16 protein-coding genes are annotated in these 14,354 nt (G+C 48.7%); 14 read left to right on the forward strand and 2 right to left on the reverse strand.

Annotated elements, in window-relative coordinates:
- The first annotated feature begins 170 nt into the window (after positions 1-170).
- Positions 171-518, forward strand: coding sequence for a hypothetical protein (locus LZP73_RS18915; protein WP_234236457.1), 348 nt, complete (start codon positions 171-173; stop codon positions 516-518).
- Between the two features lie 120 nt (positions 519-638).
- Positions 639-965: a hypothetical protein gene (locus tag LZP73_RS18920; protein WP_234236458.1), complete on the forward strand. Its 327-nt coding sequence runs from the start codon at positions 639-641 to the stop codon at positions 963-965.
- A gap of 393 nt (positions 966-1,358) precedes the next feature.
- On the opposite strand, the gene LZP73_RS18925 is transcribed toward LZP73_RS18920, so the two are convergent.
- Complete coding sequence (locus LZP73_RS18925; protein WP_234236459.1) at positions 1,359-2,378, reverse strand: IS110 family transposase; 1,020 nt, start codon at positions 2,376-2,378, stop codon at positions 1,359-1,361.
- Between the two features lie 527 nt (positions 2,379-2,905).
- On the opposite strand from LZP73_RS18925, the gene LZP73_RS18930 reads away from it, so the two are divergent.
- The 12 genes from LZP73_RS18930 (at position 2,906) to LZP73_RS18985 (ending at position 13,989) form a co-directional block, all read left to right on the forward strand.
- Positions 2,906-3,757 carry a hypothetical protein gene (locus tag LZP73_RS18930; RefSeq protein ID WP_234236460.1) on the forward strand — a complete coding sequence of 284 codons (852 nt, stop codon included), beginning with the start codon at positions 2,906-2,908 and terminating at the stop codon, positions 3,755-3,757.
- A gap of 827 nt (positions 3,758-4,584) precedes the next feature.
- Complete coding sequence (locus tag LZP73_RS18935; RefSeq protein WP_234236461.1) at positions 4,585-5,274, forward strand: N-acyl amino acid synthase FeeM domain-containing protein; 690 nt, start codon at positions 4,585-4,587, stop codon at positions 5,272-5,274.
- Between the two features lie 6 nt (positions 5,275-5,280).
- Positions 5,281-6,195, forward strand: a complete 915-nt coding sequence (locus LZP73_RS18940) for a class I SAM-dependent methyltransferase (protein ID WP_234236462.1) — start codon at positions 5,281-5,283, stop codon at positions 6,193-6,195.
- Between the two features lie 10 nt (positions 6,196-6,205).
- Positions 6,206-6,685: an AAA family ATPase gene (locus tag LZP73_RS18945; RefSeq protein ID WP_169562287.1), complete on the forward strand. Its 480-nt coding sequence runs from the start codon at positions 6,206-6,208 to the stop codon at positions 6,683-6,685.
- A gap of 109 nt (positions 6,686-6,794) precedes the next feature.
- Positions 6,795-7,232: a nucleoside deaminase gene (locus LZP73_RS18950; protein WP_234236463.1), complete on the forward strand. Its 438-nt coding sequence runs from the start codon at positions 6,795-6,797 to the stop codon at positions 7,230-7,232.
- 162 nt (positions 7,233-7,394) lie between these two features.
- Entirely contained in the window at positions 7,395-8,813 is a 1,419-nt protein-coding gene (locus LZP73_RS18955) for a sensor domain-containing diguanylate cyclase (RefSeq protein ID WP_234236464.1), read from the forward strand.
- Between the two features lie 150 nt (positions 8,814-8,963).
- On the forward strand, positions 8,964-9,446 hold the full coding sequence (locus LZP73_RS18960) for a TlpA disulfide reductase family protein (protein WP_234236465.1): 483 nt from the start codon (positions 8,964-8,966) through the stop codon (positions 9,444-9,446).
- A 3-nt stretch (positions 9,447-9,449) separates the two neighbouring features.
- Entirely contained in the window at positions 9,450-9,665 is a 216-nt protein-coding gene (locus LZP73_RS18965; protein WP_234236466.1) for a DUF4266 domain-containing protein, read from the forward strand.
- Positions 9,656-10,954 (forward strand): DUF3570 domain-containing protein, encoded by a 1,299-nt coding sequence (locus LZP73_RS18970; protein WP_234236467.1) that lies wholly within the window; start codon positions 9,656-9,658, stop codon positions 10,952-10,954. Before LZP73_RS18965 ends, LZP73_RS18970 begins: the two co-directional genes overlap by 10 nt.
- A 123-nt stretch (positions 10,955-11,077) precedes the next feature.
- The gene (locus LZP73_RS18975; RefSeq protein ID WP_442800763.1) at positions 11,078-12,019 is read left to right on the forward strand and encodes an FAD:protein FMN transferase; all 942 of its coding nucleotides are present in this window, start codon (positions 11,078-11,080) and stop codon (positions 12,017-12,019) included.
- 335 nt (positions 12,020-12,354) lie between these two features.
- Entirely contained in the window at positions 12,355-12,813 is a 459-nt protein-coding gene (locus LZP73_RS18980) for a hypothetical protein (protein WP_234236468.1), read from the forward strand.
- A 93-nt stretch (positions 12,814-12,906) separates the two neighbouring features.
- Complete coding sequence (locus LZP73_RS18985; protein WP_234236469.1) at positions 12,907-13,989, forward strand: DKNYY domain-containing protein; 1,083 nt, start codon at positions 12,907-12,909, stop codon at positions 13,987-13,989.
- A 16-nt stretch (positions 13,990-14,005) separates the two neighbouring features.
- Here LZP73_RS18985 and LZP73_RS18990 read toward each other — a convergent pair.
- On the reverse strand, positions 14,006-14,354 hold a 349-nt coding region (locus LZP73_RS18990), incomplete at its 5' end, for a hypothetical protein (RefSeq protein WP_234236471.1).

A 14,354-nucleotide genomic window follows, 5' to 3' on the forward strand; every position in this document is an offset into this window, starting at 1 on the left:
GTGTGTTAGCTTTAGACATGTCGGCCTCCTGTGAATGTTTGATGTTCAACAAACAGTGTGGCTCTGGTTTTGCTAACCCACGAGAAAACACGGAGGCCGACATCTGCACAGGGAATCATTATGTCTATATAAATCGATCAAATTAAGTTACCATATTTAAAGGAGTGTTAATGTTTAAAAATATTACATTGGGTATCGTGTTTTGTGGGTTGCAATTTAGTGCATCCGCAGAACAATTTAATACCACACCAACAATTAAAACCATATTTACTGGCCCTTCATTAGGTAATCTTGTGTTTATTGGGATGGATACTCGCCCTACACAAACAAGGCCAAATGGGTGTGGTGAAAATGCTGACTTTGATTTTGTTTTAGATTTAAATACTAGCTTTGGTAAAGAGAATTATAGTGCCATATTAGCTGCTTATGCTGCAAAGAGGACTGTTAGGCTAATATCAGCGGATAGTTGCAGTATACATTCTAGTGTTCCTGGGCTTAGTACTATTTGGCTAAAGTAAATTTATATAACAAGTTGCTTAAACGGAAAAATAACAGTTGGCCACCGCTTAGCGATTATAGCCAACCGTTCTTTTCCGCTTAGCAAGACGTTATGCTCATTAATTTATGGAGATATAAAATTGAAAAATGTACTTTTACTAATCCTATTAACATTCTCACTTTCATCACAAGCAGATACTACTGCGAAAATATCAGATATTCTTATGTTTGAAGGTGGAAATATTGTTTACATCTATCCTACAGGAGGGGTTCAAAACCCACCGGCTTGCCATGGTTCGAATGGCGACTATTTAACTTTCAAAATGGATAGGCCAATGGCTAAAGAGTACTTAAGTGTTCTGATGATGGCCTTCGCTGCGCAAAAGACTGTTTGGTTTCGTACTCATCGCGACTGCGTAGAGCAATCAATGTCAGAGACGATTATGTACTTTAAAGTAAGCAATTAGCATAACAAACCAAATCATCAGACGCATAAACGGATGTCATCGTTTTTGCTAAAAACAAAAAGCCTGCAAAAACAATACCATCCTATGCGCTGTTGTTTGGGGCGTTGATATGATTCCCTTTGTCAAATAGGCAAATAGTGTCCTTACCGGAAACCCAAAAAATTTCCGGTAAGGACACTCTGACAGTAGGCTTTGGCCAGTAAGTGTCGGCGGTTGACCTTGCACTCTTGTTTATGAAATGGCCGCGGATTTTAACCGCATTACTTGTTTGCGCCGCTGGAGCCTTGCCTCAGTCTAGGAGCGCGGATGTGACCGCTTAACGCCCTCGAGGGTTGCTCTCACCGCTGCCGCCGCCTTTACTGTCAGAGTGTATTCGTAACTCTAAACGCTAGATTAATAAGCCGTTATCGGCATATCTACCTCAAATTCCCGGGCAATGTCCCAAAGGTAGCCTGTCAGTTCCCGGGCCACCGCGGTGACAACCTTGTTGTATTCTTTGCCTCGTGCTTTCAGGGCATGGAAACGACGGCACAATCGCTGCTGTACCTCCCAGGCACGTGTTTGCAGCCGGATTGAGTGCCCTTGTTGCCGACTCTCCAGCTCCCGAGAGACTTTGGCTGGAAAACGATAGGCCCAGGCAGACTCTATTAAAATGCGCCGTACATGGCCATTGCCGCATTTGGTGATCCCGCCGCGTCGTTCCCGTTGCCCGCTTGAGCGCTCACTGGGTGTCAGGCCAACAAAGTTCATCAAGGAACGCGGTGAGTCAAAGCGTCGCAAGTCGCCCAGCTCGGCCATAATGGTCATGGCCGACAAGAAACGGATCCCCCGCAGCACGGTAAGGCGCTGCACCAGCGGATACCAACGCCAACTTTCTGCCAGGCTTTGCAGCTCCAGTTCCAGCCGTTGCAGACGTTCGTGACGCTCGGTGACTATGTTGACATAATGCTGGAAGGTGAGCTTGGTGGCACTTTCCTGGAAGCTAATGTCGGCCAGATGGCGCCGATATGCCTCGGTCCAGTTTTGTCGGCCACTGCAAGGGTGACCATGGCGCAGCAGGAAGGATTTCAGCCGCTGCCGTGCCTGACGCAAATCGAGCATGGCGTCTTCCCTACAGCGGATAAGATCGCGAATGGCCTCGTCCCGTTCGTCCGGGACATAGATAGGCTTGAGATCACCACTGCGTGCCAACCTGGCCAAAGTCATGGAATCGCGCTTATCGGTTTTCACCCTGTCGCCAGGTGCTTTGGGGATGAGTGCCGGTGCGATCACCCAACAGTCAATGCCACGGCGAAGCAAGTGACGATAGAGCCAGAAGCCACAAGGACCGGCCTCGTAAACGACACACAGCTTGCTGGCTTTGGAAGATTGATTTTTAATGAGTTTATCGAAAGAGCGCAGGTTGGTTGGCAAGGTGCCTAACTCTTGGCGAAAGCTCGCAGAGAAGAGTGCACCGCGTCAGTTAACCTATCAGAAACCAAGGCCACATCTGTGGTCTCCTTGTGCACGTCCAAACCGATAAAAAGTGTGTTAGCTTTAGACATGTCGGCCTCCTGTGAATGTTTGATGTTCAACAAACAGTGTGGCTCTGGTTTTGCTAACCCACGAGAAAACACGGAGGCCGACATCTGCACAGGGAATCATTATGTCTAGCTGTATTCACTTTGCCGATAGTTTCCTACTTTAGTAGCGAGAGGTGAGGGGCCGTCAACACACCAAGAAGTTACTTTAACCAAAATATATTTGTTTGTGCTGTACGCTCGGAAGCTTGGTTTGTTTCAGTTTTATTTAAATTCTATTTTAAGTTTATTACAATGTCTGAAAAGATATATTTTAGCAAATTCACAGGTTAACGTTTGACTTCTACGAAAAACAGAAATAGAGTGTGTTGGAGTTTTTAATATGTCACGAGGCTAATTCGTGATCAAATGGAGTTGAACATGTTTAAAAAAAATCTAGCCTTAGCTATCTGCTTGGGGTTATCACTTACTGCCAATACAACCTTTGCTGCTGATGAGACAGAAGGGAAAGTGGCATCATTTGGTGAGCAGATCTTAGATAAAGCTAAAGATAAATTCATATCTGCCGCTGGCGGTCATATTGCATCATTGTTCTTTGATGCAATATTTGGAACCTCTTCTGGCCCAAGCTATGTAAATCTTACAGAAGCAAGCTTACAAGCAATTCAAGATAGGGTTCATATAGAGTTTGTTGACACTGCAGAATATCAATATTATGCAGATCTTGAATCTCTAGAGCTAAGTGTACACTATTATAGTGACACGGCACAGAATGGTAATCCTGATGTAAATGTTTTAGGTAGCTTATTAGTTAATTCAAATGATCTTCTTACACATTACTCTTTAAATAGTCAATTTAACGACAAGTATTACTACTTAGCGGATAGCTTTGCACTTGCTGCCTCGCTAAGCATGGCAATTTATGTCGAACGTAATATTCAAGGTTATATTTCTAGTTCATCTGTACAAGCAAAAGCCAATCAACTTGCCAATCAGCTTCAGTCACTTCTCGATGCAAAGAAAAATGCGGATCTTCCTCTGAGAGATGAGTGTGAAATAACGACTTCGCGTTATGAACAATATGAAGAGGAGTTATGTCTTTTTAAAGATCCTCATGGGAATATTCTCGGCCATAGAATTTTTGATACCAGTGTCTACCACGAAGAAGACATGGATGAATGGGAAGTTGATAAAGAAATTATGGAAAGAGACTATTATGCAGGCCGTTTTGGTGAAATAGAAGATGTTATATATAAGCTTAGAAGTTTCTAATTAATTAAGCTATAGCACAAATGGCTTTGGTTTTAAGAAAGATCTACTGTCATAGATAGTGGGTCTTTTTAACTTTTACTCTACTTGATAAAATTTTTAGGGTGCATTAGTTTTGTTTTTTTGTTCATATAGTTCTCGCCTTTATTTTGTTAAGTTAAAATAATCCCTAAAATCGTAATAGGTCGGAATTTACATTGATAAGGAAAGTTACGATTAATTAAATCTTTCCGATGAATGTTAAATTTACTATTTTATCATTTTGTACTTACAGCGTTAGTCTTTCGTAAGTTTACGTTAGGTTTCTTAAATAAACAATATTACCAATAGTTGTGAGTTTACATTAGTACTTTTCATAAACCTACCGCTAACGAGTGATTCTGGCGTTAAGTCAATATATGTATACATTTTTTGCACGCCACAACTTTTCATTTTCTAGCATGGTATTGAGGAGTACTATGAGCTTTATAATTCCGGCCTGCAGTATGAATCAACTTGATCTATTCACTCATTGCCTAATGCAAAGGTAATACAGAGGTCGAATCTTTCTTGCCGTCAGTCGAGAGGCGGCTCTGGTGCGGGACAGACTTCCAAACCTCTGGGGGGCATCAGGACACATAAAGCCATTGCTGCCGTGCCGTTTCGTGGGATATTGAGGGCAGGTTGCCCTATGAGTAAAATTTGAGCTGAGCACCGCCTGAGTGGATTGTACAATTTTATAACAGTCGTCGGCTGTATCCTGGCTTGGGCTACCAAAGTCCACAGCAGTATGAGAAAGTGATGGCAAAAAATCCCGTAGCTAGTTTATCGGGTCAGGATTATAAGACGTTATGACCATTGATGTGAAGATAGCACAAACAGCCAAAGAGCTGCAGGATGCTTACAAGTTAAGGTATCAGGTTTATGTTCGAGAAGAGGGCTATTTTAAGGCAGAGCATAGCGATCTGATAGTGGATCAGTTTGATGCTATTCCCCAGGCAGGTATTGTCGTGGCCTATCAAGAGGGAGAAGCGATAGGCACCATGCGGGCCAATATTGACAGTGAAATTAAGTTACCGGCTGACAGCATATTTGATTACTCGGCATATCGCGCGGCAGTGAGCGAGCAATACCATGGCAAAGTGAAATTTGGTGGGGCGGGCATGTTGGCGATCGCTAAAGAATGGCGCCATCGTCGGGATGTGTTTAAGGCATTGATCAGAGTCTGTTGTGCCTTCGGCGTTATGCACCATGCCACTCATATACTGGCCGGTGTAAACAAGAAGCAATTGGCGATATACCAAAAATTGGGTTATCAGGTGTTGGGTGAGGCTGTGTGGGTGGCACAAATTGGTGAGTACGTAGTGCCTGTGGCGATTGAATTAGCCAAGTTGAACGCATGGGCCTTTGGTTCAGTCATGCCTGATCGAGTGGGGTTAAGCAAGATATTGGCTGGGGTGTGCCCAGATGCTGTCACACCGGACAGCAAGTTTGTCGCTGTGCCGCAAGCCAATGAAGAATCCCTTCCGGGTCAGGTGTAAAAAGTCATGAAAGAAAACCAAGCTAGCCTAACGGCCTTTACCGTGTTGCAAGGGCTACTTTATGTTGCCAAACGCACGCAATTTTCCGCGCTTGTTGCGCAAGAGCAGGTGGATTTTGCCGAACTGATATTGTCTCAATCAGCTGAAGGCAAGAAGCGCTTAAAACAAATAGATAAACCATCTGCAAAGTGGTCAGTTAAGTTGCGTGAAGCCCTATTATTACCCGGGATCACCTTGCACTATGCCTTGAGAAAAAAATATATTGAAGAGGCCGCTCTGGATGCCATTGCCAATGGGGTCACGCAAGTCGTGAATTTGGGGGCAGGTTTTGACGGTTTGGCATACCAATTAAGTGGCCGTTATCCTGATGTCGAATTTATCGAGGTCGATCATCCACAAACCCATAGGCTAAAATCCCGGGCATTGGCGGCGCAGTTAATGGGTCGCAATAACTTCCATTTTTTGAGTGTTGACTTTACCAAGCAAGAGTTGCAATCGGCGTTGAGTGACGCTGAGCACTTCGATTCGAGTCAGAAAACCCTGTTTATCAGTGAAGGGGTGTTAATGTACTTGGAGCAAAGTGACATAGACAAGATGTTTAATGCTATTTCCCAGTCAACTTATGCCGACAGTTCAGTTATTTTCACCTGTTTGGAACCCAAGGGCAGCCCCAAAAATAACATGCGCTCTCTGCTGTTCGGTTATTTGAAAATGGTGGGCGAACCTATCAAGTGGATGTTGCCAAGTGAAGCCCTTGAGGACTTTCTAGCCCAATATCAATGCTCGTTGATGTCCTATGCGGGTACCGAAGAATTAAAACAAAAATATGTGACTCAGCCTGGTCGTCATAGTTTTCATACCGGTGAGTATCTGGTTGTGGGGCATTTTGATACTCAAGCCAAGATGGCCGATATGGACTAATGGAGGAAGCATGAGAGAAAAAGGCACCTTGGTGTTCTTCTGTGGCAAGATGGGGGCCGGAAAATCGACTCAAGCCAGGCTTATCGCAACGGAGCAGAATGCGGTATTGTTGTCCGAGGATGAATGGCTGTCATCCTTGTATCCCCAACAGATCGCATCGTTCGCTGACTACCTCAAATATTCGGCTCAATTGAAGCCCTTGGTTAAAGCCCATGTGCAGCATATCCTGGCGACGGGTACCAATGTGGTGATGGATTTTCCGGCCAATACCCGGGCTCAAAGACAGTGGTTTCTCGCCTTGGCTGCAGAAATCAAGGCCCAGCATCGACTCGTGTATCTCGATGTGAGCGATGCCCAGTGTTTGCAGCAGATTGGTCAAAGGCGCACGGAGCAACCCGAGAGGGCGGCATTCGATACTGAGGCCATGTTCAAGCAGGTGACCCACTATTTTGAAGCCCCGAGTAGCAGTGAAGGGCTGAATATTCTGTAAGGCATCCATGGGGCCGGATGCCTGGACTGATGACGTCGAAACGGGGAGTTGGCATAGGCATTCACCGCCGGCCCCATGAAAATAACCTAACTTCATTAAGGATATCAGGATGGATGAATTTTTAGCCGCCGCGATTGACGAAGCCAAGCTGGGGTTGGCCGAGGGGGGCATTCCTATCGGCTCTGTGTTGGTGCTCGATGGCAAGATTGTCGGCCGCGGTCATAACAGGAGGGTACAGCAAGGCAGCTCGGTGCTGCATGCCGAGATGGATTGCCTGGAAAATGCCGGTCGCCTCAGCGCCGCCGATTACCGCCGGGCAACCTTATATTCCACCCTGTCCCCCTGCGACATGTGCAGCGGTGCCGTGCTCCTGTATGGCATTCCCAGGGTCATAGTCGGCGAGAATGTGACTTTTCAGGGGCCGGAAGCGTATGTTGCATCCCGTGGTGTCGAGGTCACAGTGGTGGATAACCCCGAGTGCAAACACCTGATGGCAAGCTTCATCTCGGCAAACCCGGCGCTGTGGAACGAAGATATAGGGGAGTAATGCGCTCGGCAGCGAGGAACCAGGGGCAAAGGGAAGATGCAGGCGTTAGCCCAGCCTGGGCTTACTGTGCTCGTCAGCCTTGGATTGACAGTATTGGCTAACCAATTCGTGCCAGAATTGGTTATAGTAGGCTCATCTGAATACCTGATCTCTGGGGTTTGATTGAAGTCTTTAGTTAATAGATTGTTTTCACTGAAAAATAGCAGTTTATGGCTTATCTTTTCCAGTGTTATCTATTGCCTTGCCGGTTTCCTCGGGCAAAGCTTATTCAGTTTACAACCGTCAAACATCACCTTGATCTGGCTGCCTTCGGGTATCGCCCTGGTAATGCTGCTCAGCTGGCGCCTGAAAGCCCTGGTATACATCTTTTTGGCCAGCCTGGTGGTGAACTCTCCGGGTATGTATGTGGACGCTGCGCCGCTGAAGTCCCTGATGCATATCTGCATAGCGGCCCTGGGCGACATGCTCGCGCCGGCACTCGGGTTCCTCTTGCTGCAAGCTTTCCTGCCCTCGGGGACGCGTAATGCCAGCGATCTGTTGAAGTTTGTGCTCTTGGCCGGAGTCATCCCGGTTCTGCTCTCCAGTCTGTGGTTATCGGTAAATTTAGCCGCAGGAGATTACATTCCCTGGGCGTCGTTGCCGACCATGGCGCAGTTATTCTTTTTTGCCGATATTCTCGGCATCTTGTTGGTATACCAGATTTATAGCGGCTGGCTCGAACCTCAGGCATGGGTTATCGGGCGCTGGCGCCATATAGCGCTTCCCATCATAGGGCTGCCGACCTTCTATTTAGTCGGGATTTATTTGGATCTCGGCTGGCTGTTTTATCTGATCCCGCCCCTGCTGGTGGTGCTGGCCTTCGAACTCACGCGCTTTTACCTCGGGCTGCTGAGCAGCCTGTCTTTGTTGTTCATCATCCTGGCGACGGCTCATGGCTTCGGGGTGTTTGTCGGCGAGACCCAGGCACAAACCAATACCGAGATGATGGCCTTCGTCTTGTCCTGTGCTTTGACCCTCTTCGGGATCTCCCTGCAGCACGCCCAGCTGCATAGATCGGAAAGAGACAAGCTGAGTGCCGAGAAAGAGGCGCAGTTGGATCCCTTGTCCGGGTTGTTCAATCGCCGTTCCTTCAAACCTCTGTTGCAAGCGTTGGAGGCGAAAGCCAAGGCGCAGTCGACTTTCGTCTGTGTCGCCATGCTGGACATAGATAATTTTAAAGCCATCAATGACACCCATGGCCACAGCGTCGGTGACAGGGTGATCCAGTCATTGGCACAGATCCTGCACAATAATTGCCGCAGCGATGATATTGCCGCCCGCCTCGGCGGTGAAGAGTTCGCTTTGGTGCTCGGCGATATAGGGCTGGAACAGGCGCAGCCGGTGCTGGAGCGCATCCGCAGCAGCTTTGTCGACACGCCGATAGCCGTGGCAGGAGACATGATCCACTGCAGCGTCAGCATAGGGCTGGTGGAAAATAGCCAAACGGCGGGGATAGAGCCACTGCTGCAGCTGGCCGATAAGGCGCTGTACCGCGCCAAACGCCAGGGGAAAAACCGCATTGTCTGTTTCGAGGCGCAGTGATGGTCGCCAGCCTAACGTAAGCTGCCATGGCGCATTCCCCCGAGTCAGCAACAGTTTTAATAAAGCCTTAAGCTTGGCCCCATAGATTGCTTGGAAATAGCGGATGCTCGATAACGTTTATGCGCCCGGCGCATCATATAAGGAATTAAATTGCGAAAAATCCTCCTGTTGTTGACCTTGGTATCAACCAGTGTCCTATCCCAGCTCGCGCTTGCAGCGCCTTCCCTATCCAATAATGTCCAAAACGATAAAGGCCAGCAGGTTAGCCTCGAAGAGTTTAAAGGCCGGGTTGTGTATCTGGACTTTTGGGCCTCCTGGTGCGGGCCTTGCCGTAAGTCCTTTCCTTGGATGGAAAAAATGCATGCCAAGTACCGAGCCCAGGGCTTGGCGGTTGTCGCCGTGAATCTGGATAATGACAAGGCGCTTGCCGATGCCTTTCTTGCCAAAATGCCCGCCGCATTCAACCTGCGTTTCGATCCCGACGGCGATGTTGCCCACAAGTTTGATTTACAAGGTATGCCCAGCAGCTTCGTGTTTAACAAGCAAGGTGAACTGGTACAGACCCATGTTGGCTTTTTCACCGAGCATGCCGATGCCTACGAGAATGAGCTCGTCACCCTATTGAAGGAATAACCCATGAAAAAAACCATATTCGCCCTGGCAGTCATGGCCAGCTTGTCCGGCTGCGCCAGCTTTGGGGTCGAGCCCTGGGAGAGGGCTCAGTTGGCCCGTGCCGACATGGCGCTCGACAGCGAGAAAAATGATTTAGCCTTGGACGATCATATTTATTTCAGCAAGGAAGGCAGCAGCGGTGGCCGGGCATTTGCCGGCGGAGGTTGTGGATGCAACTGACCAAGAATCGCAATATCGCCGGTGCCCTGGCCATGGCCAGTTGCAGTTTGGTAGGACAACCAGCCCAAGCCGCCGCGCCTGCTGGCCTTCTCGACGACTGGAAAGTCGATGCCGCCATCCTGTATTACGGTGAGCAAAGCCGGGTACAGGCCGTCGAAGCCATTGGCAATGCGCAGAAGGCCTTCGGTGATACTTCAGTGCTGGATATCAAGCTGGTCGCCGACAGTCTCACCGGCGCATCGGCATCGGGCGCTGTGCCACAGGGGGAGAGCCAGACCTTCACCCGACCTTCGGGCAATGGCCAATATGTGGTGGCTGCCGCCGAGACCCCGCTGGATGACACCTTTCATGACACGCGTGTCCAGGGCAGCCTGAATTGGACCGAGACCCTGTCGCCCGACTGGAAGGCCAATGGCGGCCTCTACGGCTCCAAGGAATTTGACTATATGTCCATGGGCCTCAATGGCGGCATAGAGCGAAGTTTCAACAAAGATAACACCAGCTTATCTTTATCCGGCTCCTACACTTATGATCAGGTGGATCCCGTTGGCGGTCGTCCCGTGGCCTTTTCAGCCATGGCGTTGAGACAGGACTTCGACTCGGATGCGGCCTATAGGGCGGCGTTTGACAAGACCCGCATCGACAGCTCGGACAATAAACAAACCCTGGATCTCATGCTGGGTGTGACCCAGGTGTTGAACAGCCGTTGGTTAGTGCAAGCCAATTACAGCCTGTCGAGCGTGTCCGGTTACCTGACAGATCCCTACAAGATGCTCAGTCAGGTCGACGGCACTGGCACGACTCAGAGTTATCGCTATGAGCACCGCCCGGATTCCCGGTTGAAGCAGAGTTTCTATCTGTTGGCCAAGGGGGCGCTCGACTCTGGGGTGGTGGACTTTTCCTACCGTTTCAGCTCAGACGATTGGGATCTGCAGTCGCACACCCTGGACAGCCATTACCGTTACTATTTCAGCGGCAATGTCTATGGTCAGCTGCATCTGCGTTACTATCAACAGCAAGCGGCCAATTTCTACCGGCCATTTCTCGTGGTCACAGAGGCGTTGCCTGACTATGCCAGCGCGGATTACCGCATAGGGGATATGACGGGCTATACTCTGGGGCTTAAATTCGGTCAGCGGCTCGCGGGCGGGAATGAGATGAGTTTTCGGCTCGAGTACTATCAGCAGAACCCGGAAAACAACGGCACAGAGCTGTTTGGCCAGTTGAATAACTATGATCTCTTCCCCACAGTCAAGGCGGTGGTGGCGCAGTTTGGCTATTCATTCTAGCCCGGTACTCAGCCATCCAGGGCCGGCTCCTTAGCCGGCTGCCAGATGCCTTCAATGCCTCTCCCGAGCCATTGAAGGCATTCTGGGAAGACAGGGAAACCCATGAGGAAATTTGCCATTAAGATGTCACCGAACGCCAGGGAGACTCAGGCCATAAACACCATTGCCCCCGAGCTTAAGCTGCTTTCGCGGCCATGGGGGTATCTGGGACAGTTTCGCGCCATGGCGAGCCCCTGCGAGCTGCTGATCGCCAGTCATGACGAGGCGATTGCGCGGCAGATGCTGATGCTGGCCGCCGGCGAGGCCCAGCGCATCGAGGCGAAATACAGCCGCTTCATCGAGGGCAACTATCTCTGGCGGCTCAATCACAGCCAGGGGGCCGCAGTCGACATAGATGCCGAGACCCATAGTCTGCTGCAATTTGCCGGACAATGCTTTAGCCTGAGTGATGGCCAATTCGATATCAGCGCCTGTCCCTTGATGACGCTGTGGCGCTTCGACGCGACGGCCAAAGGGCAAATTCCCGCACAAGATGCCATAGAGGCGGCAAGAAAACACGTAGGCTTCTCAAAGCTGCATTTGGAAGGACAGAAGTTGCAGCTGCCTGCCGACATGCAGTTGGATTTTGGCGGTATCGCCAAGGAATATGCTGTCGACAGGGTCGCATCCATGCTCGCCGGGACCTGGCCCAGCTTGTCTGTGTTGGTCAATTTCGGCGGTGATATCGCATGCCCCATTGCCAAACCCGAGAGTCAGGCACCCTGGCAAATAGGCATAGAGGATCCACAGGCACTGGACAGCGCCGCCACGGTATTGCAAATACGCCAGGGAGCGCTGGCGACCAGTGGCGATACCCGGCGCTTCATCGAAAAGGCTGGGGTGCGCTACGGCCATATCATAGATCCCGGCAGCGGTTACCCCGTGGTGGGGGCGCCGCGCTCAGTCACAGTGCTCGGCCCCAACTGCGTGACCGCCGGCATGCTGGCGACCATGGCCATGCTCAAGGGGGAACAGGCGGAAGCCTTTTTGGCCGAGCAGCAAGTGTATTTCAAGGTTTTCAGATAGAGCATAGCGTCCCGGCATAGTCTTGGGTATCACCTGCGGTGGGCCTTGGTCCAGTGCATAACAGCCTGTTCGCCACCCAGCTCCCGTTCACCGCCCATCGCCAGGCTATGCTCACCCTGTCGTGAACCGGCGCTGCTGCGCCTGTGTTGGCATTTCAATTCGGCTTTGATGGTCTCATAATCATTACCACGCCCATGGGTGTTCAGCCACAGAGCTCGACGCGTTGATGTATTACATTTTATATAACAGGGGCTTGTGCTAACCTGGGTGAATTTAATCAATGCTCATCTGCGTATGCGCACCATAAAAATGTTAAAGCAGAAGAAGGATCTAGTATGCTTTACGACCCAGAACGACATCAAACCATACCCGCTGCCGATTGGAGCGAGGAAATGGCCAGGAAGTTTATGTCCAGCCTATTTAACTCGACCGAGGATGTATATCTGGCTCATGACTGGTCGAATCCATTTGCCTTAGGGGCCCTCGGTGAACCGCAGTATGAGTTCCATATGTATGGTGGACTTGCCGGCGTTATCTGGTCTCAGACAATATTTGAACACCAGGGGTACGGCGCGATAAATTCAAATTGTTCGAGGCGACTCAAGTTCGCTAAGGCACAACAGCGGCTGGAGATAGAGAAGGAGATGAACTTTGGCAATGCCGATGCCTACTCGGTCGGTTTATTCATTGCCGACTCAGGGTTCACAGACAGCTGCCTGCCTAACCCAGCAATTGACTATTGCCCAGCTGACAAAGGCATAGTCCGGATATCAGGGCTCGAGACCTTAGATTGAGGGCTGAAATTGTAGAACGTCAAGCCCTGGCTCTATGCGAGTCATTCCATAGCATGTTCTTATGACATGTTTGTCCATATTTTTAAGGGTACAATGAAAATGTTTTTAAATATAGTAGTTACTCTGTTTATCCTTTTCTGGCCAATAGTGATTATGATGTCACCTATGATGTTCGATGCCCCCGGTTCTGAAGATAGCAAGAGTGCTGTTTTTGGGGCTGTCGTGTTTTTAAGCTATCCTGTTGGACTATTTCTTTTGCTGGGTTTGTTTGGCGTAAAATATTTTGGCATGAATAGTTTTATTCTCGCCTTGGTCAGTGCCGTTATTATTTTCTTTGTATTTTCAGTTTTTGGTTATTCCAGTATGGTGGTTAATTTGGCAAAGGGGATTTCCAATGGGGGATATTCAGTTGTCGGAGAGACAGTGTACTATAATGCGAAACCGATTGTTGGCGCAGATGCAGGTACCTTTAAGGCTTACAAAAAGGAGGATTATGAATATGAGCGTACCGCGCCACAATACGCTGCTGACAAAGATCATTTTTATTATAGTGGCAAACGAGTGGAAGGGGTGAGTCTAAGCAACCTTGAAGGAAGAGTGATTGCTTATGAGCTCTATTGGTTAAATGATACTCAGGTTGTTCAAGGAGATAAAATTTTAGAAGCCGCCAATCCACTTACGTTTAACGGCTACGATGGGTTTTCTGGTTGGACCTACTCCAAAGCGAGAGAGGGTGACACAGTGTACAGTTACAACGTACCCCTTCAATCGGTTGATTTTGCTTCATTCAAGCCGCTGTCGGATGGACTGGGTAAAGATAAAAATCAAATTTTTAAGCGAGATAAGGTTATTTTATCTGCTGCTGACCCTGAAACTTTTGAACTTCTAAGCAGTCAAGAGTTTGCACGTGATAAAGACCATGTTTACTACATGTTAACTGAAAATCCTTTTGCAATAGATGGGGCGGACCCTGAAACCTTTGCAGAGCTTGGGCGTAATTACCTAAAAGATAAAAACAATATTTATTATGTCGAGATGTATGAAAGCGTTAATCGCCTTGAAGATGCCGATGTAAACAGTTTTCAGGTGACAGCTTATGATGAGAAAACTGAATCTGAAGCTAAGGATAACAAGCATTACTATTTTCATGGGAAGATACTTGACTATAAAAAATAATTTAACAGTAGTCATTTTAAATCATACCCACTCCAAGGTGGGACTGCCGCGATGAAAACCCTTTGGTTTCGCCGTTGTTGGTAAGCGGGCGGAATGAGAGAGGGCCTTGTTGCTCAAGGTCGTCAAGCTCTGGTATAAGTACTGGTATAAGTACTGGTATAAGCACTGAGACAAGCACAGACATAAGTCTAATCGCATAGGTATGAAAATAACCAGCCTTGCGGAAAGGTGTGATTTTCAGGGCAAGATCATGAACGTTTTTTTGCCTACCCTCTAAACAGTATTGACCCACGGAGTCCTCTGTGATCTTATGTCTCCTTTTTTTTGGGGCATGAGCATGAATATCGACATTATTAAGCAGCATT

Source organism: Shewanella sp. AS16, from assembly GCF_021412365.1.
GTDB lineage: Bacteria > Pseudomonadota > Gammaproteobacteria > Enterobacterales > Shewanellaceae > Shewanella > Shewanella salipaludis.

Coding starts and splice junctions, on each gene's coding strand:
- LZP73_RS18980 (WP_234236468.1), top strand. CDS start 12,355: ATGCTTTACGACCCAGAACGACATCAAACCATACCCGCTGCCGATTGG.
- LZP73_RS18950 (WP_234236463.1), top strand. CDS start 6,795: ATGGATGAATTTTTAGCCGCCGCGATTGACGAAGCCAAGCTGGGGTTG.
- LZP73_RS18985 (WP_234236469.1), top strand. CDS start 12,907: ATGAAAATGTTTTTAAATATAGTAGTTACTCTGTTTATCCTTTTCTGG.
- LZP73_RS18975 (WP_442800763.1), top strand. CDS start 11,078: ATGTCACCGAACGCCAGGGAGACTCAGGCCATAAACACCATTGCCCCC.
- LZP73_RS18940 (WP_234236462.1), top strand. CDS start 5,281: ATGAAAGAAAACCAAGCTAGCCTAACGGCCTTTACCGTGTTGCAAGGG.
- LZP73_RS18965 (WP_234236466.1), top strand. CDS start 9,450: ATGAAAAAAACCATATTCGCCCTGGCAGTCATGGCCAGCTTGTCCGGC.
- LZP73_RS18930 (WP_234236460.1), top strand. CDS start 2,906: ATGTTTAAAAAAAATCTAGCCTTAGCTATCTGCTTGGGGTTATCACTT.
- LZP73_RS18915 (WP_234236457.1), top strand. CDS start 171: ATGTTTAAAAATATTACATTGGGTATCGTGTTTTGTGGGTTGCAATTT.
- LZP73_RS18970 (WP_234236467.1), top strand. CDS start 9,656: ATGCAACTGACCAAGAATCGCAATATCGCCGGTGCCCTGGCCATGGCC.
- LZP73_RS18945 (WP_169562287.1), top strand. CDS start 6,206: ATGAGAGAAAAAGGCACCTTGGTGTTCTTCTGTGGCAAGATGGGGGCC.
- LZP73_RS18935 (WP_234236461.1), top strand. CDS start 4,585: ATGACCATTGATGTGAAGATAGCACAAACAGCCAAAGAGCTGCAGGAT.